This window comes from Epibacterium sp. HA2-3 (assembly GCF_055693725.2).
Genome location: NZ_JBVFUL020000003.1, coordinates 73664 through 99489, shown reverse-complemented (window position 1 = coordinate 99489; position 25826 = coordinate 73664). Strand labels below are relative to the sequence as shown.

Annotated in this window: 15 protein-coding genes; 10 read left to right on the top strand and 5 right to left on the bottom strand. The window is 51.5% G+C overall.

All coding sequences use genetic code 11. The features are described from left to right. Nucleotides 1-39: 39 nt before the first annotated feature. The gene (locus tag ACZ1HH_RS18950) at nt 40-237 is read right to left on the bottom strand and encodes a hypothetical protein (RefSeq protein WP_166485479.1); all 198 of its coding nucleotides are present in this window, start codon (nt 235-237) and stop codon (nt 40-42) included. Between the two features lie 937 nt (nt 238-1174). On the opposite strand from ACZ1HH_RS18950, the gene ACZ1HH_RS18945 reads away from it, so the two are divergent. The 5 genes from ACZ1HH_RS18945 (at nt 1175) to ACZ1HH_RS18925 (ending at nt 11127) form a co-directional block, all read left to right on the top strand. Next, a complete protein-coding gene (locus ACZ1HH_RS18945; protein WP_416369488.1) occupies nt 1175-2932 on the top strand; it encodes an ABC transporter ATP-binding protein in 1758 nt (585 codons plus the stop codon). A 324-nt stretch (nt 2933-3256) separates the two neighbouring features. Beyond that, the gene (locus ACZ1HH_RS18940; RefSeq protein ID WP_416369489.1) at nt 3257-5845 is read left to right on the top strand and encodes a S8 family serine peptidase; all 2589 of its coding nucleotides are present in this window, start codon (nt 3257-3259) and stop codon (nt 5843-5845) included. A gap of 535 nt (nt 5846-6380) precedes the next feature. Then, on the top strand, nt 6381-7436 hold the full coding sequence (locus tag ACZ1HH_RS18935; RefSeq protein ID WP_011536622.1) for a class I SAM-dependent methyltransferase: 1056 nt from the start codon (nt 6381-6383) through the stop codon (nt 7434-7436). Between the two features lie 146 nt (nt 7437-7582). Then, a complete protein-coding gene (locus ACZ1HH_RS18930; protein WP_472635108.1) occupies nt 7583-9844 on the top strand; it encodes a glycosyltransferase in 2262 nt (753 codons plus the stop codon). After that, nucleotides 9844-11127, top strand: coding sequence for a glycosyltransferase family protein (locus ACZ1HH_RS18925; RefSeq protein ID WP_472635107.1), 1284 nt, complete (start codon nt 9844-9846; stop codon nt 11125-11127). The genes ACZ1HH_RS18930 and ACZ1HH_RS18925 overlap by 1 nt, the downstream gene beginning before the upstream one ends. Nucleotides 11128-11335: 208 nt before the next feature. Here ACZ1HH_RS18925 and ACZ1HH_RS18920 read toward each other — a convergent pair whose 3' ends face one another. Beyond that, nucleotides 11336-13036 (bottom strand): hypothetical protein, encoded by a 1701-nt coding sequence (locus ACZ1HH_RS18920; RefSeq protein WP_487320529.1) that lies wholly within the window; start codon nt 13034-13036, stop codon nt 11336-11338. A 75-nt stretch (nt 13037-13111) separates the two neighbouring features. Further along, on the bottom strand, nt 13112-13414 hold the full coding sequence (locus tag ACZ1HH_RS18915) for a helix-turn-helix domain-containing protein (protein WP_487320528.1): 303 nt from the start codon (nt 13412-13414) through the stop codon (nt 13112-13114). 389 nt (nt 13415-13803) lie between these two features. On the opposite strand from ACZ1HH_RS18915, the gene ACZ1HH_RS18910 reads away from it, so the two are divergent. Continuing rightward, the gene (locus ACZ1HH_RS18910; RefSeq protein WP_472635105.1) at nt 13804-16455 is read left to right on the top strand and encodes a DUF4214 domain-containing protein; all 2652 of its coding nucleotides are present in this window, start codon (nt 13804-13806) and stop codon (nt 16453-16455) included. 485 nt (nt 16456-16940) lie between these two features. On the opposite strand, the gene ACZ1HH_RS18905 is transcribed toward ACZ1HH_RS18910, so the two are convergent. Next, nucleotides 16941-17204: a hypothetical protein gene (locus tag ACZ1HH_RS18905; protein WP_472635104.1), complete on the bottom strand. Its 264-nt coding sequence runs from the start codon at nt 17202-17204 to the stop codon at nt 16941-16943. A 676-nt stretch (nt 17205-17880) separates the two neighbouring features. Between ACZ1HH_RS18905 and ACZ1HH_RS18900 the strand changes: the two genes are divergently transcribed. The 4 genes from ACZ1HH_RS18900 (at nt 17881) to ACZ1HH_RS18885 (ending at nt 24304) form a co-directional block, all read left to right on the top strand. Then, nucleotides 17881-19413 (top strand): class I SAM-dependent methyltransferase, encoded by a 1533-nt coding sequence (locus tag ACZ1HH_RS18900; RefSeq protein ID WP_472635103.1) that lies wholly within the window; start codon nt 17881-17883, stop codon nt 19411-19413. A 280-nt stretch (nt 19414-19693) separates the two neighbouring features. After that, nucleotides 19694-21406, top strand: coding sequence for a type I secretion system permease/ATPase (locus ACZ1HH_RS18895; protein ID WP_472635102.1), 1713 nt, complete (start codon nt 19694-19696; stop codon nt 21404-21406). A 77-nt stretch (nt 21407-21483) separates the two neighbouring features. Further along, a complete protein-coding gene (locus ACZ1HH_RS18890; RefSeq protein WP_472635101.1) occupies nt 21484-22788 on the top strand; it encodes an HlyD family type I secretion periplasmic adaptor subunit in 1305 nt (434 codons plus the stop codon). An 82-nt stretch (nt 22789-22870) separates the two neighbouring features. Beyond that, entirely contained in the window at nt 22871-24304 is a 1434-nt protein-coding gene (locus tag ACZ1HH_RS18885) for a glycosyltransferase (protein ID WP_472635100.1), read from the top strand. A gap of 62 nt (nt 24305-24366) precedes the next feature. Here ACZ1HH_RS18885 and ACZ1HH_RS18880 read toward each other — a convergent pair whose 3' ends face one another. Then, nucleotides 24367-25647, bottom strand: a complete 1281-nt coding sequence (locus ACZ1HH_RS18880; RefSeq protein WP_487320527.1) for a glycosyltransferase family 4 protein — start codon at nt 25645-25647, stop codon at nt 24367-24369. Nucleotides 25648-25826 lie beyond the last annotated feature (179 nt).

Sequence of the window (25826 nt, the reverse complement as noted above, 5' to 3'; positions counted from 1 at the left end):
AAGTAGGGCTTTTTCTATCCTTGTGCACGCGCGCTTCTTCTAGTTTCTGGTTTGAAGTGGCACCTCGCGGCCTGACAAAATCTGACCATCAACTTGTATAGTCGCCATGGTGCCAGAGCGATCTACAATGGTTCCGCGCGCATAAACTGTACCGATCTGAATGGTTGCCACGCGCAAATCTGACATAATACTGTGCACCTCAGGTACATAATCGGCTTCGTTTTCGAATGTCTTCATGATCTCTACCCCACTCATCTCTGAAAACTCATATCTGTTTAGTTGAGTGATGCCAACCTGCCTTGTGTGCGTTGACATGTTCCCTTGGCCTACCCTCTTGCGGTCTTTCTTACATAACAAGGGGCTGTATTTGGGTATTCCGGTTTCTGCTCTGTCGCAAGCGCGGGGCACATGCGTTTCCTGCTGCCCTAAGTTCGTTTTAGTTTGCACTGTCGTCGATCGGGAGACTTACCTCGTTGCAGATGTGGTGCCGCGTCTCATGCTTCACTCTTATGCCCTTGCGGGCCATGACCCAGCGGCAGTTGAACCAGCCTCGATTAGCCGCAGTTCACGGCATCGTCTTACGCGTCCTAGCACAGTCTGAAAAGTGTTTTGAGCGGAGGTCCGCCTTGAAGATGGATGCGGACAGGCCTGTGGGGGCGGCGTTGTGAGACATTTTGATATCACCCCATCCAAAGCGCCGCGTCTCGCCGTTTGGTCATCGTTCTAGATCTGTCAGAGTGGGTCTGACAAAACGATATATTCACGCATGGCACCGGCCAGCCGGTGCTTAAACTCGCACTCTAATCCTCCAAGGCTTTCAGCAGGGTGGGTTCTTATACTTCCAGGCCTCCATACTTTTATTTCAGCTTGTAGAAGGTTGCGCTGCTCAGGGCGTGGCCTCTGTGGTCGGCTTTCGTCTTCTCGCCCCTCGCTCACCCTTTCTACTTGTGCCTTGTTGAGCAGCTCTGTGAGGGCAGGCCAGTCATGGCATGCGGTGCCGGCGGGTAGAGGCATCCACCGCGCATCCTTCAATTTCGAGTATGTGTTCTGGAAATTTGAGTTCTGACCTCGTACTAACCAACCAATCGATTTTTTGGTCGTAAGAGAACAGCTATTAGGACCGTCTCATCATGGCAGAGACTTCCTCCGTCTGTGAGAAATCTTGGAGAACTACATGATTGCGCGCAGTTGGGACAGGTGGCGATCAAGCTACATCGGTCGCTTGGTCAGTGAAAGTATGCGCTCTCAAGGATGGCGTTACGGTGTGGCTGCATTGGCAATGATCATCGTTGCAGCCAGCTCTGCGGGTACTGCCTGGATGATGGAGAAAATCGTAGATGCGATGACCACTCCTGAGCTTCGTAGTAAAGTATATTTGGTTGCTGGAGCCGTCATAGGCCTCTTTTTTACTAAGGCTTTAGCCTCTTATGTCCAAGCATTATTCCTTGCACGTGCTGGGAACCGCATCGTTGCGAGCCAGCAGGAGAAATTGTATCGACAGCTCTTGAGGAGAGGTGTTGGATTTTTTGGCACGACTGACTCATCTGACTTGTTGATGCGTGTGACCCACGGTGCTCAAGCCGCGAGAGAACTAATAGACGTGCTTATGACTGGCTTCGTAAGGGATACTCTTACGTTGATTGGTTTGACGATAGTAATGGTTTATCAGCAACCTGTCCTATCAATGCTCTTCATCTTGATCGGACCCATCGCTCTATTGGGAGTCCGTCACCTTTTGAAGAGCGTACGGAATATTATGAGAGCAGAGATGGCGTCTCTGGCGGAGATTATCCGCGTCCTCCAAGAAACATCTGGCGGTATCAAAATTATTAAAGTCTTCGCCCTGGAAGATCGTATGGTCGAGCGGATGGATACAGCCATCGGACAAGTGGAGAAAAGAGCCAACGACATTGCGAAGTTACAGTCTATTGCAAGTCCACTAATGGAGCTTTTGGCAGGTGTGGCTATCGCGAGTATATTGGTTGTGAGTACGATGGGGATCGCCAATAGTGAACCGCCGACAGCTGGACAACTCATGTCCTTTATCACAGCTCTTCTGATGGCATATGAACCTGCTAAGCGGCTATCTCGCATGCGAGTGGGTATTGAAACGTGTATGGTAACCGTTTCTATGATGTTTGAACTTTTAGATCAGGATGAGGCAATCCAAGAGCGCTCTGGAGCGGTGAACCTTGAGCCAGGCAATGGATCTATTCAATTCAACAATGTTACGTTTGGGTATCATAGCGACTTTCCAATCATAAAAGACATGAATCTTTCGTTTGAGCCGGGGAAGACTACGGCCCTTGTTGGGCAGTCAGGGGGCGGTAAGTCTACGATATTTGGACTAATTATGCGTTTTTATGACCCGGATACCGGAGCCGTCGAGATTGACGGACACAATGTTAAAGACGTTAGTTTTGCTTCGCTGCGCCGAAAGATATCTTATGTTGGACAAGACACTTTTTTATTCTCAACGACTATCATGGAGAACCTGCGTTGCTCCGCACCAGAAGCGAGTGACGAAGAAGTTATTTCTGCGGCACGCGCTGCACACGCACATGACTTTATTTGTGAGTTTCCCGATGGGTATGAAACGCAAGTTGGAGAAAATGGTGTATTCTTGTCTGGAGGTCAAAAACAGAGAATTGCAATAGCACGTGCTATATTGAGAAAGTCCGAGATCCTATTGTTAGATGAGGCAACGAGCGCATTGGATGCAGAGTCCGAAGCACTCGTGAAAACGTCTCTTAAAACGTTAACCAAAGACGTTACAACCATTATTATCGCACATCGCTTATCTACTGTTTTGGAGGCAGACACCATTATGGTAATCAAGGATGGTAGAGTGATTGAGAAGGGTGATATGGACGAGTTGATGAAAAAAAATGGTAGCTTTCGCCAGCTGTTTGAGCAGCAGTTTAAAAAGTAGCTCTTTGGTTAATTATAGCCTTGGACGTGGCTTTTCTTGTGCGTACTGTTGCCAGTAATCTCGACCGCCAAATTGCGAAATTTACATCTGCACTTCTCTTATGAATCGTGTCTCAGCCCTCGGTTCGACTGAGAGTGTTCGTATGGTCTAGCTCAAGCAGTGGCGGGTATTATTGCACCTCAGTTTGGTGTGCAGTGATTGTGCCGTTTGAACTTACCATCTGGGAGAAATGAGTTGATTGAGGCCGGGCCGGTAGGTCATGCTACTCGCTAGTATGCGCTTCGTGCGAGATGCGCCGAGAAAGGTGAGGTAGGAAGGTATAATATGGCAGTTCCCAACGATCCTCTTTTCTCGACCCAGTGGCATTTGCAAAACACGGCCGTTGGAGAATATGATCTTAACGTCGTGGATGTGTGGGATGATTACACAGGCGCAGGTGTGACGATCGCTGTTATCGATGACGGAGTGGAAGCGACGCATCCCGACTTGATAGCAAATTACTCAACACGCAAAGACTATGATCTGCTGAATTCATCAGAAACGATCATATTGACGCCTGAGTCCTTTCCCGGTGCAGGGGATGGAAGTTTTCATGGGACCGCAGTTGCGGGCATTATTGCTTCTGTTGGCAATAATAATACAGGTGTTGTTGGTGTTTCCTACGGAAGCACGCTATTTGGTATAAAACTGGGGCAGGAGCTTGCTGCCCCCATCAAGCTCGTTTCCGGTCAGATTATGATCGGTGGGATTGACCGCTCTGCCGACATTGTCAGCATGAGTCTAGGAACTTTGAGTGCTGACAATTTTTTCGGCAGCCAAGACTCGTCTATCGAAACCGCGCTTGCGATGGCCTTCGGCGCGCGAACCGGTCGGGACGGCAAGGGTACTATTTTTGTGAAGTCGGCGGGCAACGAGCGGGACGCGGACAATACTGGAACGCCAGTCACTACCGAGACAAACGTCGCCGCTTGGAATGCAACGATGCATTCGATCGCGGTGGCAGCGGTCCAGCGTACAGGAGTGATTGATGATTATTCGACCCCGGGATCTTCTGTGCTTATCTCTGCTTTTGGATCGCCGGGTGAAATTGTCACGACTGACGTAACCGGTACGGGGTATACGGCAGGGTCTGACTACACTTCGGGTTTTAACGGCACGTCGGCTTCAGCGCCGCAGGTGTCAGGTGTGATTGCACTGATGCTTGAGGCCAATTCCAATCTTGGCTGGCGGGATGTGCAGACCATTCTGGCGTATTCTGCCCGCCATGTTGGTACAGAAATTGGCACTGGCGTAAGCGGTTCTGAGAAATATGCGTATGCGTTCAACGGGGCAGATAATTGGAATGGCGGGGGCCTACATTTCTCTCGTGATTACGGCTTTGGTTTGGTTGATGCAAAATCTGCAGTCCGGATCGCTGAAACTTGGGGAACAGACTTTGCGGGCACTGGTAATCAGGAGGTCGCAAGTATTGACCTGTTAGATACGCAGATGACGTTGACTGGAGATGGAACAGTTGACCGACTGAGCGGAGCGGCAAGTACCATTGTTGAGATCGAACATGTACAGCTCAAAGTTGATTTTGCGCAACTCTTTGATTTGCAGGATCTCGAGCTGCGCATAACGGGCCCGGATGGCACCCAGAGTATCGTTCTGGACAATGTCAGCGCTGATAACGATGAGAACGATACGAACACCTTAGAGCAGTGGGATTACTTTTTCAGCAACGCCTTCAGAGGAATGTCTAGCGAAGGCACATGGGCTGTGGAGCTAATCGACCTTGACAGTTCCGGGACCTCACCTGTGCAAGTTCAGAATGTAGAGCTGAACTTCTATGGCTCTGTGGCCAGCGACAATGATACCTACATTTTTACAGATGAGTTTTCTGACTATGCCGGTCGCTCGAGCCACAACACTGCGTTCGATGACGCAGCTGGGTTGGATGCGATCAACGCCGCTGCTGTAACCGCTGCAAGTACCCTGAACTTGAGCGAGGGTGCGGGCAATATCGATGGGGTTTCTATTACATTCTCAGGGATCGAGAATGTTTATACTGGGGACGGAAATGATAATCTGACCGGGGATGCAGGTAACAATGTTTTCCAAGCAGGCCGGGGGGATGACACCATCAATGGTGGTGATGGCATTGATCAAGCTGTGGTCTTGGCCAACCAATCCAACTATTCGGTCGCCATCAATAAGAACGGCGCGGTCACCGTCACAGACCGCAACGCTTCCGAGGGTGAGGATGGGCTGACCGATATTGAAATGATCAAGTTTGCCGATGCTACGCTGGACCTGACGCAATTTGTCAGCACCGCCAGTCTTACGGTTGATCAGTTTGAACCCCTTGCAGAAATGTACGCTGCCTATTTCAATCGCGCTCCCGATGCCACTGGGCTGTATTTCTGGGCCGACAAACTGGCTGAGGGGCTTTCTCTCAATCAGATTGCCGAGCTTTTCTTTGATCAGGCTGAGACGCGAGCGCTCTATACGGACCCGTCGAATACCGATGCCTTTGTGACTTCGGTTTATGATAATGTGCTAGGCCGAACACCAGACGCCTCAGGTTTCGAGTTCTGGAAAAGCCAGGTTTCGAACGGTAGTGTTTCTCAAGGTGCTTTTGTGCTGGAAGTGATCGGGGGAGCCAAGAATGGAGGCTCTGCTGAGGATGTGCGATATCTATCTCAAAAGACAGACTTGGGCATTTACTTCTCAGCTATCAAGGGAATGTCTGATGTCACAGATTCGGCTTCAGTGTTCCAAACCTTTGGAGATGCGAGCACCTCCAATCTTTCAGGCGCCCGTGCTGCGGTTGATCAGCACTATGCGGATGCCACAACGGCTAATGGGGGTGATTTTCTTTTCAGTCTTATTGGCGTAATCGATGATCCATTCTCTGCCACCTTTGTATGAGTTAGGTGTTGACCCGCAAGCGGTCCTTGTACGGGACTCGTTTTCCTGAGTGATCCCATATTGTGCGATCCTCCAAGCCTCGGGCAGCTTGACCGGAACGTTTTGGCTAGGAGGGAAACTACCATCGTTAAGATCCAAGCCAGGAGACCTTCATGTCGCGCGACTTGCCCAGGGGTGAGTAAATTTAGCCCATCGTGCCTAAAGGGTCAGATGTGGGTGGTCGAGGCGAGTATAGGGTGGCCACACACTGGGTACGATCAACTCAAGCTCGACCCACAATTTGATCCCACATCTGACCCGTCCGTTGCTCCAGTACTCTGAGCGCCATGAGGTCTAGCGCTTACTGGTCGGTAAGCGAGAAGCTGAAGCGGTAGAGATTCAAGCGCACCTGATCAGGTTCCTGCACATGGCCGTAGCTGACTTCACTACTTGAATGGGAGATGTGGATGGGCCAGAAGGCGGCATGAATTCTACCTTGTGTTCTTCCAAGGCAGAGCCGAACTTGTGATGCAATACCAAGGAGAAGGTCAGAATTATGAAAGTTATTAAGAGACTTGAACGCTATCTTTCAGCGGCATTTTCCTTGGGTCGCATTAAGAGTATGTCGAAGGATGCACAACGGGAAATTGCAGAGCTGCGCTTGGAACTGGGCACACTGTCTCAAGAGCTAAAGCATACCAGGCAAGAGACAGAACGAATGTGGGCATGGATGCGCCGGCACGAAGCTCTTGCGGATGATCTTGTATCGGTCTCCCGTCGAGAGGCTGAAGTCTTGAAACGTACAGGCCAATCAGACACTGCGCTGCTCTTGCGAATGTTTTCCGATTTGTCGCGTCGTATTGATGGAGGGGAAAGTGGCCGACCGGACGAAAAAGCTCCTAGCTCCAATGGCTTGCCCTCGTCCACAGGGTTCGAGATGTTCAAAGACGCATTCTACCATCGGTTTGAAAATCAATGGAGAGGCGCGCCTGAAGAAATAAGCCAACGGTTAAAAGTCTATCTACCGGATGTTGAAGCTGCATGGGCGCGCGCAGAGAATAAGCCGATTTTTGATATCGGGTGCGGCCGCGGAGAGTGGCTGGGCCTGTTGCGACAGCATGGGATGGAAGGGATTGGCTTTGATACCAATGCGGTACAGATTAAAGAAGGGCAAGCTGCGGGGTTGGATCTGCGCTTGGGCGATGCCTTGGAGGCACTCGCGCAGGCCGAAGACAATAGTTTGTCGGTGATTTCGGCGCATCATCTCATTGAGCACTTACCGTTTGATTCAGTAGCATGGCTGACACGTGAAGCAGGTCGGGTTCTGGCACCTGGCGGGCTACTACTTTTTGAAACACCTAATACGCGCAATGTATTGGTGGGGGCGACGACGTTTTACACAGATCCAACTCACTTAAAGCCAATGCCAGAGCAAGTGATGGGGGTTTTGCTCGAAACGGCAGGGTTTGAGCCCGTCGATATCAGACACATCAATCCACATGAACGGTTGGGAGAGTTCCTTGATCGACCGGGCTTCGACAATGAGTTGGCGCAGTTGATGTTCGGGCCGCAAGATCTGGCCATTCTTGGTATCAAATCAAAGGATAAATGATGCGAGTTGGTGTGCTGCGAACACAGGTTCCCTTTGTGAGTGGGGGAGCTGAGCGTCATAGTATGGGTCTGGTTAATGCTCTGGAGGCCAGAGGGTACGAGGCTACGGAAATTACACTGCCCTTCAAATGGTATCCCGGAAATGTCTTGGCCGACCATATTGCTGCTGCCAAGTTTCTCGATATTTCCGAGGTTGAAGGTGTCAAGATTGATTTGGCGGTGGGCCTAAAGTTCCCTGCTTGGCTTGCTCAACATCCGAATATGGTATTGTGGGTGATCCATCAGCACCGACAAGCCTACGACATGTGGGAGGCTGGCACCTCTGATTTGCTTGATGACCCACAGGGGGAGGCTTTACGTGCGCTAATTCACGAAGAAGATCGTGCTGCGTTTCTGGCATCCCCACATCCGATATATGCAAATTCATGCAATGTTGCCGATCGCTTGAAGCGACATCTCGGCACAGCGGCTACCACGCTTTATCACCCACCACCAAACGCAGAGCTTTTGCGGCAAGGAGATTATGGTGATTATCTTTTTGTGCCTGGGCGAATTAACGCGTCAAAACGTTTGGAATTACCGCTGCGCGCCTTGGTTCATGCCCCCGCAAGTCGCTTGATCATTGCCGGTGTCGCTGAGAATCCGGCGTATCAAAAGCGTTTGTATTCCTTGGCACATGAGCTTGGGGTCTCCGGCAGAGTTGAGTGGCTCGGGCGTGTGGACGATGAAACGCTTGTTCGGTATTATGCTAATGCTCGCGGCGTCGTGTTCACCCCTCAAGACGAAGACTATGGGTATATCACCCTTGAGGCGATGGTCAGCGGGAAGCCCGTTGTTACAACCAAGGACTCTGGTGGTCCATTGGAGTTTATTTCAGACGGAATAGAGGGATTGGTTGTTGATCCTGATGCCAAAGCGTTGGGGGATGCTTTTACGTTTCTGTCAGAAGACACCGCGACAGCAGAGCGTATGGGGCAGGCTGGGTATATGTGTTATGCCCAGCGTAATATTTCTTGGGATCATGTGGTTTCCACGCTAACGGGACAAGCCCATCTCCCTGTGACTTTTGACGCTGTGCAGAAGATTGACGCTCAAGCTCCAGAGCATGGGCACGAGGTCTGCACGGAAGATGCAGTGAGACAACTACGCGCCGCTGTAGCTCCTCCTAGCCGGCCTGACAATGTGCCGTTCGCCAACATCAATGAACTGCTTGAGGCTTATGCGTTTGACGAGTTGCCTGCAGCTCTTGGGCGCGATGAGCCTCCGATTGATGCAGGGCTCTCAGGTTATCTAGGTACACATTGGACACGGTTTATGTCGACACTGCGACAGCTGGAGGGGTTGGAAATTTCCTCTGCCCTTGATGTCGGTGTTTTTCCTCCGTTGGTTTTTCAGGCGCTTCTTGCCAATCAATTTCCAAACATCGATCTGCACGGGTTGTGGGAAGGGCCAAATCCTTACGCGCAGTCCGTGCGTCCACGCCCTGGCTACGATGTCGATGGATTTGAGATTACGCTAGAGGTTGCAAATGGCGAACGCGATCCTTGGCCGTATCCAGATGAGACCTTTGATCTTGTCACTGGGATGGAAATTTTAGAGCATTTGGCTCTAGATCCATATTTCTTCTTCTGCGAGGCTGCGCGCGTTCTGAAGCCCGGTGGCAATATTTTGATCACTACACCCAATGTGAACAGTCACCGCGGTGTCTGGAAGACACTCAATAACGTTGCTCCGTATTCGTTTGGTATTTTTGTGCCTTGTGGCGGTGTTTATGGGCGCCACAATCGTGAATATGCGCCAACAGAACTAGATATGCTGGGCCGATCAGCCGGGTTTGAGACTGTTCGCCTACAAACGTTTGATGTCTATGATCGACACATAGAACCGGAACTGGCCAACTTGTTAGTGTCCCGTGGAGATAATCTTTCTTTGCGTGGAGAGAACATTCAGTATTTGGCCAAGAAAGTCGGTTCCCCGAAAGGGGTGCCGCAGAGCCTATACCATGGTGACCCTGCGCGTATGCATGGTGAGCTACAAGTCGTTACACACGAAGAAGAAACGGGGCTGCTTACTATTTCTGTGCGCAATACGTCGTATGGCATTTGGCCTCTTGAGGGCGATCGCGCCACCTGTGTGCTGGCTGAATGGGTCGATGAGGCCGGAGTGCTTCGACATCAGCATCTGATGCAGCCGCTTACAGAGGTGTTGTCGCCCGGGGATGAAGGTCGAATTCGATTTACGCTTGACGCTCAGAAACAAAATTTGGGTGTTTTGCGTCTGCATCTGTATCAGTCCGGTGTTGGTGTCTTTTCCGGAAGAGGGCGAGCGGTTCCCTTATCGATCCCGTGTTCTCACAGTGCATTCCTGACGCTAGTTGATAAAACGCCTCTCCCGAGAGCGAAGGTCTGATGGTTAAAAGCGCGAAGCCTCGCATCCACTGGATTTCACCGGTCCCGCCGGCTGAAACCGATATTGCACATTATACTCACAGGATCTTGCCGGAGCTGGCTGAGGTTGCTGAGCTTGTTTTATGGACCGATGCAGCGGAATGGGACTGGAACCTACATAATATTGCACCGGTCCGCCATTTGGATCCTGATAGAGTTCGCCCCCGAGATTTCGCTCTTTCGGGCCGCGCTGGACGTGGACCAGAGCCTGGAGCGGAGGTGGTCTTTGTAAATATAGGAAATGCTTGGCCATTTCACGCGGGCTTCTTGCGAATGATACAGCGCCTACCTACGATTGTCGTGTTGCATGACATGGCTATCCAAGAGCTGTGTTTTGATGCGATGGAGCGCAGTCTTTTAGACCAAGATGTATATCTTGAGAATATGAGGAGGTCGCATGGCCAAGCGGGGGTGGAGGCCGCCAAACTCGTTCTGGGGAATGAAATGGAAGCCGGTGCTCTTGCTCGTAAATATCCCGGGTTTGAGCTGGCCTTAACGCATGCTGTTTCGGTTGTAACACATAGTCGCGTTGCTCAGCAGAGTGTAGATACTGTATCAAACGTTCCTACGTATTTAATGGATTTGCCGTTTCGCCCCTCCTTGAGGCGGCCAGAGGTTTATCGTTCTGGATTAGGGCCTCTGCGCCTTGTCCAATTTGGCTATACCGGACCTAATCGGCGGCTTGAGAGTGTTCTAAGAATTTTGGCTTCTTTGAAACATGAAGTCGATTTCCGTTTTGATGTGATGGGAAAGCTATGGGATACTGGGTACCTTCGCAATTTGGTTAATCAGTTAGGAATTGAAGCTCGAGTAACCTTCCACGGCTTTGTGGACGAAAGTTTTCTCGATCAAAAACTCCAGCAAGCTCACTTGGTGTTTAACCTAAGATCGCCAACCATGGGAGAGGCCTCTGGCAGCCAGTTGCGTATTTGGAATGCTTGTGCTGCCTCCGTTGTAACCAACTTAGGTTGGTATGCGGACCTACCCGACGAAACAGTTTTTAAGATTAATCCTGATCGGGAAGCTGAGGAGCTTAAATCTATAGTTCGCAGCTTGTATGCAGATCCGTCTCGCGGAAACCGTAAAGCTCTAGCTGGGCGGGAGCGTCTGGAGCAAATACATAACCCAGCTCGCTATGCTGCTGCCATTAAAAAGGTAGCTCAAAAATTCTCTCAAGACGCAGCACACAGCTTGCTAGGTTCTAGATGTTCATTTCCGAAATGTAGAACACTGGATCAACGATGAAGCTGTTAGCTCTGATCGCTATGTACCTCAAGACGCTAGCCAGCGGGTGAAGTTGCAGGTCTCTATGAAGCTCGCTAAGTGCGTTCTGAGGCGGCCATGGCTATCGTAGTCATGTCGCTTAACTGCCCCTTTGCCCAAGAGTGATTTGGCTGGGTCAGTCGGTGCATGCTTACTGGTTAAGCAGTATGTGTTCGGCACTATTTTTGCGTTAGATCACAAGATCAAAAGCAGCAAAGTCGCTTTTTAAACCTACAGCAGAAATCACAGATCCATCTTCGAAGGACCAGCTACGAGCATAGATCGCGTCCGTTTGACTATCGATTGCATCAAAGTCAAAGAGTACAACTTCGTTATCGTAGTCAGACCGTTTGGTCTCATCCCCTTTGCTCATCAAGAATACAATAAAACTGTGCGCATCATCGTTAAAGATCGAGAAGCGTGCTGCAGTCTCGGAGGCAGCATTGACGGTGTCGGGCCCTGACGCAGGCGTGGGCACAGTTTGAGAACCCTCACTGGCAACAACCGCTTGGAATGAGCTACTGAGCATTTGGGCGAAGAATGGTAGGTCAGAAAGCTGTGTAGCTATATTGCTAAAAGCGTCGGACGTAAGAGAGAAGTATTCAACCTCGTCAAGCTCTTGTAAAACATATCTTTTCTCAATGTCTACTGGTGTAGAGCCAATCTGAGATGCCTCTGTTTCCTCCGGGCGGTTCGCCTGAATATCCCGGAACTTGATGAGCTCACCATCTATCTCTTCAGAAAAAGCTACGTCGCCTTGAACGTTTTTAGTTTTGATTGCGCTCCCAACTTTTCCATTTTCAACAGCGTTAGCAACGCTATCCGGCATGGATGCCAAGTCGACAGTAGGAATATCTTGTTTTGGCGATTGAGCCAAAGCCATTGCCTCTGAGTTGCCCTCTATCGCTGCACGAACTGTGGATAATATGCTATCTAGCTCCGACAGATCGGCAAGCTGCTCAGTTTCTTCATCCGATATATCTTTGATTACTTCGGCGACTAGCTGAGATGCCAGTGTCGCTTGTTCGAGCAAGCTCTCACCTGAAACCCAAAAGTACATGCCATTCGAGATGGCTATAGCGCTCAATCCCATTCCAACCGTCTGCACGGTAGTAAATGTTGCTGCCACTTGAGCGCTTGAGGGAGCTTGAGTGTGTGTATCCTTTTCAGTGCTTTTGAGATCTGCTGAATTATCTTCAGATGTATTCGTAGCCAATTCTTCCGAGGGGGTGACCCGGATTTGAGAGGGTAGTGCGGTGACTTCATCGGCCTCTGACGTTGCAGTCACATCCAGCGCAGCACTAAATGATGGAACTGCAAGTTCTCCTGATTGGATATAGATTGTCCAGATAAGAGCAGCCAAGGTTGCGCCTGGATGTAGACGTACTTTTGTTTCTCGCAAGGCGACGAAGGGAACAACTGTGGCAGATGTTGAGGTGTGGTCAGCACTGTCCACCGGTGTAGTGGTTTCTGCAAAGGCAGAAATCAGTTCATCCAAGCTTCCGGCTTTTGCAATTTCCTGCTGGATGATACTATCAAGGATGTAGACTTCGCCGATGCGCGCGAAATGCGCGAATACGTCTCCATCTTGATTTACGAAAACAAACCAAGGGTCACCTTCGTCGGTCACTCCGCGCTCTGTTTCCAAGGAGAGACCCGCAATGGCAAGCAAGCGATGTGCTCGCATGAAGCTCGCAATTTCTTGATTGGTCCAATCAGGCGTGACTGCGGTTTGATTGGGGAGGTATGAGAGGCTCCCTGATGACCGGTCAACCATTCCGGTGGAAAAATCCGCCGCGCCATCCGTCAGGGTGCCCAGCTCCAATACGTCTTGAGTGTTCTCACTAAGCGAGGGGTGCGTTTTTTTTCCAAACGGAAGAACGTTGTTCATAGGTTACGCTTACTTAGACGTTGCTAGAATACTGCAAAGATCAAGCGATCATGCTGACACGGCAAGGCATTTCAGTTAGACAGCATCACCGAACAAAATTTCGTATGTAAGGGGCTCATTATAAGACAGAAGCTTCTTCACGAAGCTTCTGGGCTCTACCTGCAACGCCGTCGCCCAATCACGATATCTCGCTGGTGGTATGCGCCCACGTCCATTCTCCAGTTGGGAAATGAAAGTATAATAGTCAAGATTCAACGCATTCGCTAAATCTCTCTGGGACATTCCTTGCTGCTCTCGCAAAGACTTCAGCCAAAATCCCATCTCTGATCTGGCGTCGCGCGCCGCGTCAGATGTGTGGGTGCCTTGTTTTAGAAGCATAACTCAACCTAGTTTCAGTGCTTTGGGTAGCAGCAAGTCGTGACCGATTAGTGTATCTACCATACAGCCCTAACTCACAGAATCAAGGTGTAGTGTTGGGGTTACTATACACCTAACCGCTTAGCCCATTCAGGCGCTCTGTCATCAAGGCGCAAGCGTTTTGTGGCATCTTTGCCTTCAATGATTGCAGGTATGCAAATTACTGTACACGCACTTGATCGGAGAGTGCGAGGTGTGTACAAGGTCATCAGCGGCAAACAGCGCCCTCATTCTCCCCGTTGCACCCTGAGTGTTGCAGGGGAGGTAGTCGAAGGCGTGGGCTGCATGGCGACAGGGGGAGCATGCTGTGCTGTTTCCTGTTTTATGAAATGAGTATAGGAAAATAGACCATGGCAATCAGTGCTGAAGACAAGAATTTCCTCGTCTCGCTCTATGTCGGATATTTCAACCGCGCTCCGGATCCTGCAGGCCTGCAGTTCTGGATCGATCAGGTTGAGGCAGGGCGTGACACAAACACTATCGCAGCAGACTTCGCAGCTTCTCCCGAAGCAAAAAGCCTGTACCCGTTCCTGACGACGCCGGATGTTTCGTCCCCCACGTCTTTCATCACGGCTGTTTATGCAAACCTCTTCAACCGTGCACCTGATGCAGCTGGCCAAGCTTTCTGGGAAGCTCAGCTTTCCTCTGGCGCTGTGAGCCCAGCGGATGCGATTGACGCGATCATCAAAGGTGCGACCACTGCGCCTGACTCGACAGTCCTGTCTAACAAGATCGTTGTCGGTCTCGACTTTGCTACAGACGCAGGTAACACACCTGGCTTCACGTTCGACCTGAATGGTGCGTCTGGCAATGCTGCTAAGGACGCTATCTCTGGTGTGACCGAAGATGCTGCAACCGTTACAGCTGCGCAAGCGGCTACAGACGCATACCTGAGCGGCGCCTCGAACCCAGGCCAAAGCTTCACGCTCACTACTGGCGTGGATAGCACCTCTGGCGGAGCGGGTAACGACACGTTCATCGGCGGCGCATTGGCGCCCGACGGTGTTACTGCGGCGACAACACTGAACGCCCTTGACAACATTGATGGTGGCGCTGGTACCGACACCCTGCGCCTCGATACGACTGGGAACCAGAACCAGTCCATCCAAGGCACCATCACCGGCGTTGAAAACCTTGAATATATCGGGTCGGGTGCTGCCATTGGCACGGTCGATGCTACCAACTTCTCGAACAAGATTGAGTTCCAGCAAACTGCGGACACGACTCTTTCGGTTTCCAACGCTACCGGCCAAACTCTTGAGCTGGATCGTGTCGCTAACGCCACCACGCTGACCGCTGGTTATGCGGCAGCGCAGGCAAGCGCAGAGCTTACGTCTTCGGCTGTCGTGGGTAGTGCGACTTTTAGCATCTCCGGGACAGGCCTTAAAACCGCGACGCTCAACATCGATAAGACAGCTACAAAGTCGTCAGTAACCGTTACCGATACTGGTAATACGACTGAGACCTTTAATGTTGCTTCGTCTGGTGCGAGCACTGTTGTGCTGAACTCTACGGCAGCAAAATCTGTAGCAGTCTCGGGTGCTGGCGCAGTTAATCTGACCACTGGTACTGCTCCGACGACCAGCGTTGACGCATCCGCTTCGACTGGTGGCCTGACCCTAGCAACCGCACTTGCGAACACTGCAAGTTTCACGGGCGGCTCGGGCAACGACACTGTCACCGTCGGCGCGAACACCAAAGCCATCGCAATGGGCGACGGTGACGACTCCCTTACCTGGACTGCCGCGGCTCTTGGCTCGGGTGGTTCAGCAGACGGTGGGGCAGGCACGGACACCGTGACCCTTAGCGCCGCGAACGCAGCGACTGCGACGTCCAATGCGACTCTGGGTGCGGCCTTCCAGAACTCGATTTCGAACTTTGAGGTTTTCGGGATCCAGGACACGGCTGGTGCCGTTACGGTTGATGCCACCTATCTTGATGGCATGACCACCATTTCCAGCGCTGGCACCACCGGCGGTGCGTTGACGCTGAACAATCTGGCGGCAAACTCGACGCTGATTGTGACCGGCGCGGCGGCAAACGCGATCAACGCAAACCTGAAGACGGCCACCGGTACGGATGATGTCCTTAATCTTTCGTTCAAAGCGACAGATGGCTTCACGAGCGCGGGTGCTATCGTCGCACCTGGTGTCGAAACGCTGAACATCACCACGGACGACACCGACACCACGGCTCCTACAACCGTGTTCACTGCTCCGATTACGGCAGCTGCTGTTAAGAGCGTGACGGTTTCGGGTGACGTTGGTATCGATCTGTCTACTGGCCTTGGCGCAACTACGCTGACGTCGTTCGACGCTTCGGGTGTTACTGCTACGGGTGCAGTTGGTGCAGTGTCGCTTACCACAGGCGCAGTTACCGACAACCTGACCGTCAAAGGTGGCGCAGGTAATGACGTGCTGAATGCGGCGGCGGCGGCTACCACTGGCAAGACTGTGACCATCGACGGCAATGGCGGGAACGACACCATCACTGGCTCGTCGACTCTTGCAAACACCCTGAACGGTGGCGACGGAAACGACATCATTACTGGTGGCTCGGCCGTGGACACTATTGATGGTGGCGCTGGTGACGACGTGATCACGAGCGGCAATGGCCTCGATATGATCACAACCGGTGCTGGTAATGACCGTGTTGTGGTTTCGACCAACACAAACGGTAACATCTATCAAACTGTGACCGACGCTTCTGTAGGGGATATCCTTGACTTTGCAGGTGGTGCTGCAGGCGCGTTCAACTCTACGGCAATCACGCTCGGCGGTACGGCAGTTTTCCAAGACTACCTGGATGCTGCTGCTGCGGGTAATGCTACGGACGATGTATCTTGGTTCCAGTTCGGTGGTGATACTTACGCGGTGCAGGATAATGCGGCTGGTGCGACCTTCACCGGTGGTACCGATTTGGTGGTCAAGTTGGTCGGCGCTGTCGATCTCAGCAACGCAACCATCGATGGCGCAGGGACGAACTATCTGACCCTCGCCTAATCCGACCTGATGAAACGAACATTGAGCCGGCCCTTCGGGGCCGGTTCTTCTATTAGAGACCCGACACACCAAGGAGGACACGCTACGGCGACGCTAGCGGTCGACGGGCGAGAATACGACACTGAGCAGCTGTCCGAGGCTGCGAAGGCCCAAGTGACGAACATGTAGCTAGTCGATCAGAAGCTTTCCCAGTTGCAGCAGGAAGCCGCTATCATGCAGACTGCGCGAAACGCCTATGTTCAGGCGCTGCAAGCTGAGCTGGCGAATGGAAGCTGACCTCTGCCGTTCGTGCACCCCGGTTCACAATCCCTTTTTTTGATAACGGGTAAACGCACGAAGTCCGGGAAATGGGTTTGTCTCAGCGGATGTCTTGGGTTTGGCCTTCAGAGGCGGGGATTGCAGCTCAGGGCGCGCGACCTTTCATGACCAACGCAGATATTCGGCCAGCGGGGATATTCTTGATCAGGTGAGATTACGCGGTTAACTCAGGGAACAGCATTGGCCCGTAGGGTCACTTCGTACCGCCGGATCAGGGCGGGGACTTCTGGGTTGGCTGGATCAAGGGCCGCAAGTTTGACCAGAGTACTCTCAAGGGCGGCACGCGATTTCTTTGTGAGACCCATCATGTGATTGCGCGGCTCAGAGGACTGGGGCGCATTGGCGCTCGCTGTGAAACGCCACATCTTGCCTCGGATAATCTTGGAGATCGCGGCGACTCTGAGGCAATGGCGCTCAGCCAGCACGCGCATGTTGACGTCACGCGACCAGTAGCGATAGCTGTGCCGGATTTCGGGCGTGTCTTCATCGGGGAGCTGGGCTCGTGTTTTAGGCCAGCAACGCGAGACGCGGGATAGCTTAGATGTCTCACACGGCCCTGCGCCTTGGCGGCACGATAGTTGGCCTGCGTATGGCGACCAGCACCAGACCCACGCAGAGCGCGCGCTGTGGCGCGGCATTAGCCAGTCGGAGCAGCCTGGGCGGTGTTTGCGGCCTTCATAACCTCAGCGCAATGGCTTCAGAGCGAGATTCTCGTCTTCCCTCCTATGGTCCAGGATACTAAGCGCTCAGGGCCGCGTATCGCGGTGGGTGATGGTTTATCAGACACCTCCGGTAGCAACGGTCGATTGCCCTGAATCGGAGCTCACCGACGCGCTGGTTCGGTGGGGTGCCTATCGACCCGATAAAGCTCTAAGGCCAAGGGTAAGGAGAAATGTTTCTGAGGATTTATCCTGAAATGTTTCATTACTGAAATTGGTCGCCGGGACGGATGACAGTCCTGATTTTCGGGGGCTTTGTTTCTTTAGTAATATTTGGATTGCTGTCGAGCGACATCCTGTGAAAATAGGGGCCTCTTCTCCTTTTTTTCAGGATAGGTTTCGGTTAATCACGTAACGATCTCTTCCAAGACGAGAAAGCAGAACACCGATGTCTCAATGGTCCTCCGGCTACAATGTCGATGTTGGCTACACCTATGGATTTTACCGGGAGCTGTCTCCGAACTGGCTGGACTACGTCGCCACCGTCCAAGGCGTAAGCTCACCCAAAGGCAATGCGCGTTTCCTGGAGCTCGGCTGTGGATATGGTCTAGGCCTAGTCCTTTTGGCTGGGATGCACCCTGACTACGAGTTTTTGGGGATCGACTTTAATCCGGTTCATATCGCGCATGGTCGCAAGCTGGTGGCCGAGGCTGGTTTGACAAACGTCCGCTTCGAAGAAGCCGACTTTGTCGATTTGGCTCAGGGGTGGCCTCAAGCGTGGGGGCTGTTCGATTACGTCACTGCTCATGGCACCTATACTTGGTTAGGCAAGTCCGTTCGTGAAGCCATGGTACAGACCATTAAGCACGCGACCAAACCAGGCGCCATCGTATATTTGTCCTACAACACGTTACCAGGGTGGACCTCGACCCAACCTGTACAGCACCTCCTGCGCCTCTGGCAGACGACCGAAGAAACACAGAGTATCAAGGCTATTTCTCAGGGCATAAACCGCTTCAAGGTGCTAGCGGACGCCAATTCAGGAATGACGCAGGCCTTACCCACTTTGAACACTCGCATCGAAGATATGGAGAAGCATGATCGCTCTTATCTCGTCCACGAATATCTGCATGATAACTGGCACCCGCTCTGGTTCAGTCAACTGGCCGACGAGATCAGTGCGGCGAAGCTGGCGCATGTTGGGTCTGCAAGTGTAGGCGACTTATACTTGCAGGCTGTTTTGCCTCCCGCGCAGAAAGATATTTTGGCGCAGTATGAAGACCCGGTCGTTCGCGAGGTGATGGTAGACGTCCTCGTAAACCAGACTTTCCGAAAGGACGTGTTTGTGCGAGGAAAAACGCCCATGTGGCCCGCAGACCAGAAAGATGCCATACTAGACACGGCTTTCGTTCTGATGAACCGACCAAAAGATGAAGAATTTACGTTCAAGCTGTCTGCAGGCGAGGTGTCTGGGAAAACTGACGTCTACAAACCTCTGCTAGAAGCCCTTGACACCGGACCAAAGACTATCCGTGACCTCATGTCAGCCCCGTTTCCCAGCCCCCGAACGCTAGGCGATACCCTTCAAGCAATGACTTTCATGCTACATGCAGGCTTCGTTGGCCTTCACAGCCCCATTGCGAAAAAGAAGCCAGCCAAAGCCTTGAACCGCGCAATCGTAAAAAGCGTGGCGCAGGGCGCGCCTTACAATTATCTCATTGCACCGGAGATCGGGAACGTCCTGCAAGTAAAGGACACGGACATGATAATGCTGCACGAGGTCCTGAACAACCCGGCTACAAAAGATGCGAATAAGCTAGGACAAAAACTCGTGACACGTCTGCTCATCCTCGGCAAAGGACTCGTGCAGGAGGGGCAGGCTCTACGAGACAATAATTCAATGGTCCCTTATGCTGTAAAATTGGCTGAAGGGTTCCTTGAGACCACCTTCGAAAACTGGAAGAAGCTAGGTGTAATCTGAAGGCGCTAGGGCCTCTGCCCACTCTTCGTCAACCCAAGTAGGAAAGGCTGTGACGACGCTGATCATTAGTGTGTTAATGAGATTTCACTCTCCCTCCAGCCCGGGATGATACGTGCAATACTCTTGTCTAATACGGTCCAGTGTTGACATGTCGAAGCGCCACAGTTTGTATTTCACCTCTAGACTGTGTTGACATGCCTTGCCACGCCTTGTTTACCACATCATGCCTATGGCATGATGAAGTTTGTTTGTTCGAGCTCTGATCGGAGACCTTATCTTGATGAAATCCGGCTCCTCGCTGACGCAAGCTTACGCAAAGTATCGCTCGATCCTTGCAGCTACCGTTGTGTTTAGTTTTTTTGTAAACCTGCTGATGTTCGTCGGACCGATGTACATGCTGCAAGTTTATGATCGCGTTTTGGCTAGCAGGAATGAGACAACTTTGGTGATGATTTCGATTATCGCTCTAGCGCTATTGGTTTCGTATGGTCTGTTAGAATTTACCCGCTCTCGCATGTTGGTTCGCGCAGGCTTGCAGTTTGATCAAGTGCTTGCGAGCCCCCTCTTTTCTCGTGTGGTTCGTATGCAGCTCGCTAACCCCGCCTCTTCGGGGCGTAACGCACTGAGCGACGCAGACCGCGTGAGAGATTTCATTACAGGACAAGGCGTTCTATCGTTTTTTGATGCTCCTTGGACTCCTTTGTTCTTGGTTTTGTGTTTTGCTTTTCATCCATGGCTAGGTGTGGTTTCTACTGTAGGCGCTGTGATCATCTTTGCGCTTGCATTGCTCAACGAGTTCATGACTCGGCAAAGTTTGCAGGATGCAAATCAGGCTGGTGCCGCTGCATCCAATTTTGCTGGCGCGACCCTGCAGAATGCAGAGGTTATTCGGGCTATGGGCATGGTAGACCAGCTACTTAACCGCTGGCTTGGGAAGCGCGATGAGATGTTGGCTGCACAAGCGCGGGCAAGCGACCGCGCTGGTATCGTGCTTGCATGTTCGAAATTTGTTCGGATGACATTGCAAGTGGCAATTCTGGGCGTCGGCGCCTATTTGGCCATGAAGCAACAAATCTCTCCTGGGATTATGATCGCAGCATCAATCGTTATGGGACGAGCCCTTGCGCCCGTTGAACAAGCAGTCGGCCAGTGGAAGCAATTTGTCGCAGCTCGTCAGGCAAACGGTCGGTTGAAAAAGCTCTTTGAGAGTCTTCCGGATGAGACTGATCGAACAGAGCTGCCATCACCAAAAGGAAGAGTTTCAGTTGCGGGGCTGACCTCCGCCTTACCTGGTGTGAAAGAGCCCATCTTGAAGGGGGTTAGCTTTGATATTGACCCAGGTGAAGTTCTTGCATTGGTTGGCCCATCAGGCTCTGGTAAATCAACTTTGATACGACACTTGGTAGGTGTGGCGCGAGCATCAGTTGGAAAGGTTTCGCTAGACGGCACCGATCTTCAACACTGGGACCCCAAACAGCTTGGTCATTCGTTGGGATATCTATCTCAAGATATCCGCTTGTTCGGTGGAACGGTGGCAGAGAACATTGCTCGCTTCCAAGAAGACGCTGAAGACAGAGAGATTGTTGCGGCTGCAAAATTGGCAGGCGCTCATGATATGATTTCTGGCTTGAGTAACGGTTACCAAACTGAAGTTGGAGATGGTGGAAGCCAGTTGTCAGGCGGGCAAAGGCAGAGAGTTGGGCTGGCGAGAGCTATCTTTAGGTTGCCTGCAGTCGTAGTTCTTGATGAGCCTAATTCCAACTTGGATAGTGAGGGCGAAGCGGCGCTGGCTGCCTGTCTGGAGCAGCTTAAGGCCATGGGAAGAACGGTTATCGTAGCAACGCACAAAGCTAACCTACTGTCGCTCTCCGATAAGACACTTATTTTGAATGCAGGTAGTGTCCAACGGTTCGTCCCGACGAAAGAACTTCTCCAGCCACAACCACCCAAAGCTGCACATCCGCAAACTGTTAGTGCGGTCACCTCTCGCTAGAATGACTTGATGCAGTCGTGAAAGGCGTTTCTCGGCCGTCGACCTGTCTACACACTGAGTATATGGACACTCTCCAAATGCGTGACAAAATTTCAAGATACTCGAGTCCGCAACGCTTTAGCAGAATTGGCTATGCAATCGTTATCCTGACCTTCGGGGTTCTTGGAGGTTGGGCGGCTTACGCACAAATTGACTCAGCGACTGTTGCGCCGGGTATCGTCGAGCTTGAAGGTAATCGTAAGGTGGTTCAACACCTTGAAGGTGGGATCATTCAGACGATCCATGTCAAAGAAGCTGAAAGTGTTTCTCAAGGTGAAGTTCTCATCACTCTGGAGAGCGTAGAGGCTCGCTCAAATGTTGAGCGCTTCCGAAACCGTTTGGAAGAAGCCATGGCAATTGAGGCTCGGCTTTTAGCCGAGCAAGCGCTTAGCGAAGAAATCGATTACCCTGAGAGCCTAACGTCAAATCCCTCTCCGGCACTCAAGAATGTACTGGATCTTCAGAGCACGATTCTTGCAGATCGTTTGGCTATCTTTCGCTCTGAGCAGGAAATCCTGCAGTTCCGGATTGAGCAGCTTGAAGGCCAAAAGGCAGGTCTTGGCCTTCAAAAAGACGCATATGAGCGACGATTGAAACTGCAGAGCGAGCTTGTTGAACGTTTGACCCGCGGTGCGGAGAGCGGCGTCATTGAAAATAACGTCCTCACAGGGCGAAAAGATGCATTGATCCAAGTCGAGGCCTCCCTAGGGGAAGCAATCTCAGATGAAGCTCAAGTGGGGGTTGCTATTTCAGAGGCACGCCTCAATCGGCTTAAGTTGTCGCAGGAGTTTAAAGAGCGGGCCAACCGAGAGCTTCGAGATATTCAGACCGACCTCAAGGAAATACGTGAGAATCTTACGGTAGCTCAAGATATCTATCACCGCACCGAGATCCGGGCGCCAAGCGATGGAGTGGTCCAAGATATCCGTGTGACAACTGAAGGGTCTGTTATTCGACCAGGCGAAATTCTGATGGAGATTGTTCCACCTGATGACAATTTACTTATCGCAAGCCGTGTCTCGCCGCTGGACATTGACAATGTTGTGCCAGGTCAAGAGAGCGAAGTACGGTTTTCTGCCTTCAAGGCGAAACTGACACCTGTTGTGTTGGGCTATGTGGAAAGTGTTTCTCAAGATATCATCACGCCAGAGCGCAGTGATGAGGAACCCTATTATTTGGCTCGAGTTCGTGTTCCAGAAGAGAATATGAGCGAAGAGATGCGACAAGGCCTGACAGCGGGAATGCCTGCCGATGTTGTTATCGTAAATGGTGAAAGAAGTGTCTTGAACTACCTTGTCTCCCCTCTGACAGATGCGATCGCTTTGTCGCTGAAAGAAGAATAAGCAAGGCTTTGAGGTCACAGCTTGTTCGTCCCAGTATCCTTGGGTAGAGGAGGGGCACAGCACACCAACAGGGCTTCATCGCATGCAGACCTACTATTTTGATGTCACGGATATCGTTCTCTACGTCAAAAAAGAAACGACAATATCCGGGATTCAGCGCGTTGCTCTGGAAGTCATTAGGCGTGCAGTGCGTAAGCTCGGGTCTAAGCGCGTCAAGGTAGGCATGTGGGACAAAGGTTCTCAATGCTATCTCGCGATGGATGCCGATTTCCTTCTAGAGCGGGAAGAATTTGACCCGGATTTTCTAGCTGCTGCTTTGCTGGGGAAGGCTGTGCGCAAGGTGCAAGCAGTACCCAGTATTCTTACCCGGTATCGCAACCAGCGCGCGAAATACTTGTATCATTGGCTGCGAGCTAACCTGGAAGAATACAAGCGAAACCATCGTTATTTTGAGCGACGCGGCACTACTTTAGAAGGTTGGGTGCTCGAGAAAGAAAGAGCCCATAGAAACTCTAAGGAGCTGCCGGTTCTCGCGCCTGCAGCATCGGTACAAAAGCGGGTTCCGCTCGAAGACGTGGCGCAATCAGGCGACCGTCTGATTATTTTAGGTGCGACTTGGGGACTGCAGGACCTCAACGACCATCTTAATGGATTAAAAGAGAAAATTGGAGTTGAAATTGATCTCCTTATTCACGATCTAATCCCGCTTGTCGCGTCAGAACATCTTGCGGATGATTTTTCTGAGACATTCTACCGCTGGCTGGAGGGATCTACTCTCTATTGTTCGCGCTATTTTGCAAATTCTCAGAACACGGGGAAGGATTTACGATGCTTTCTAAGCGAAGTTAACTCCGACCTTCCAATCGATGTTGTGCCGTTGGCACAAGCACTGGGAGATGACCGTGCCGCCCTAGATACTCAAAGCTTTAGATCCAAACTGAACGCGACAAAGGGTGTGCGCAGATCGTTTCTGAACATGACAAAAGTACCGTATGTTCTCGTTGTTGGTACGCTTGAAACAAGAAAGAATATCTGGCGTTTAGCTCAGGCCTGGCAGCAACTCATACAAGATCCTCAAGTAGAACCTCCGCGCCTAATTTTTGCAGGAAAGAAGGGGTGGTACATCGATGAATTTCTGGATTGGATGAAGGCTAGTGGAAATCTTGATGGCTGGATTAGTATCGCGGATAGACCGACTGACAAGGAATTAGCCTTCCTCTTCCATAATTGCGTATTTACAGCAAACGTCTCCACATATGAGGGATGGGGTTTGCCAGTGGGAGAAGGCCTAAGCTTCGGGAAAACAGGTGTTGTCGCCGAAAATTCCTCACTGACAGAGGTCGGTGGAGACATGGTCGAGTACTGTGATGCTCATTCGATCAGCAGTATTCGAGACGCGTGTAAGCGCTTGATCATGGAAGATGATCGGCGAACGGAGCTAGAGAAACGGATACAGAACACACAGTTACGTAGTTGGGATGATGTGACCAACGATCTGCTGGAGTACCTTAACTAGAATACTTGCATATTGTGGTATGGGTGAACAACCTCTCTAAGGAGAAGCCTAGATCTCGGCCCTTAGCGCGAGAGGCGAGATACAGCAGCTACGATATCTTCTGCTACATTATCCCAGGTTCGCAATTTTGACTTGTGCTCTGAAATACGCATGCGCAACTCCGTCGAAAACGCAGAATCCGTGAGTAGGCGGCGAATGTATTCTGCCAGTTCATCTGCTGCGTCAGGATCAAAGTACAATCCTAAATCGCCGCAGACTTCTTCAAGCACAGAAGCCGTAGAGCATATAGCAGGTGTGCCACACCAGAGAGCCTCTCCCGCTGGCAAACCCCACCCTTCCATGCGGCTTGGCATAATGACCGCTGTGGCGTTTTCATAAAGGGTTACGAGATCAGTTTGATTTGGGTTCTCGTAAAAGAGCACCAGATCCCGAATGCTGTCACATTCCGCACTTGCGACATAAGTTCGTGTGCGCCCCCTTGGCGCACCGGCCAAAACCAGTCTCGGCAATGGGCTGCCTGCCCTCTGCAACACACGCAAAGCCTCGAACACAACGTCTAAGTTCTTACGGCCCAGCATCGAGCCGACAGTCAAAATATATGGAGAATCGGGGGGAGCTTGCTCTGCGGGTTCTGTCCCTACCGGGCACTGATGTACCAACGGGACGGCAATGATTTCGGGCACTGCCGGCAACACATCGCTCTGCGAAAAATCTATAATTTCTTGGCGCGTAAACTCGGATACTGACAAGAGGCCTTTTGCCCTCTCGATGACGAACCTGTTGTCGCCGACAAAATTCTTCGGAAAGCTTGCCCTTTGATGATGAAAATCATGCAGGGGTATCATGTCATGCAACATTGGGATGACGTCACATGACACGCCTTGCTTCGCCATAGCGCACAAAATTTCAGTGATCACTTTGGGGCGGGAGCAGGTGACAAACGTCTTACCCGCCATCTCTATTTGAGGCATTCCAGGCGCAATCTCATCCCAAAACAACCGATTTTTCCGGTCGATCAGCGGTCGAACTGCTGACAGAATAAGGTCTCTAAGCTTCGACCTGCTATAGTGATGGCTGCGCATACGAATTTGCCGAATGCCCGCAGGAACGTTTAGTTCTACACTGCCGTCTTCGCGTATTTCCGGAAAGACCTCAAGTAGTCCCCGGTGGCCCTGCGAGAAGACAGCGAACCGAATGGACGCGTCCAGCTTCCGAAGCGCGATACCAGCTTCTGCAGCTACGCGTGCAATTCCATAATACCGAAGTTTACCCGTCGAAGCCAAAAGGACTTCCGTTAGATCAAAAACAATCTGCGGCTTTACCATAGTGTTTGGGCTCGACATAAGATCTCTAATTCAGTGTCCAGTGTTGTTTGCTCGGCTAGACGGTTAAGGGGGAGGCAAAACGCATGTTTCTACCCACTGCTCGCCAGTTCCTTAGCCAAATCAAGCTAGAGCACAAACCTCTGAAAGACTTTGGGCAACGATTGAGTGTAGCTTGAAGCACAATTCCCGCGGTCACA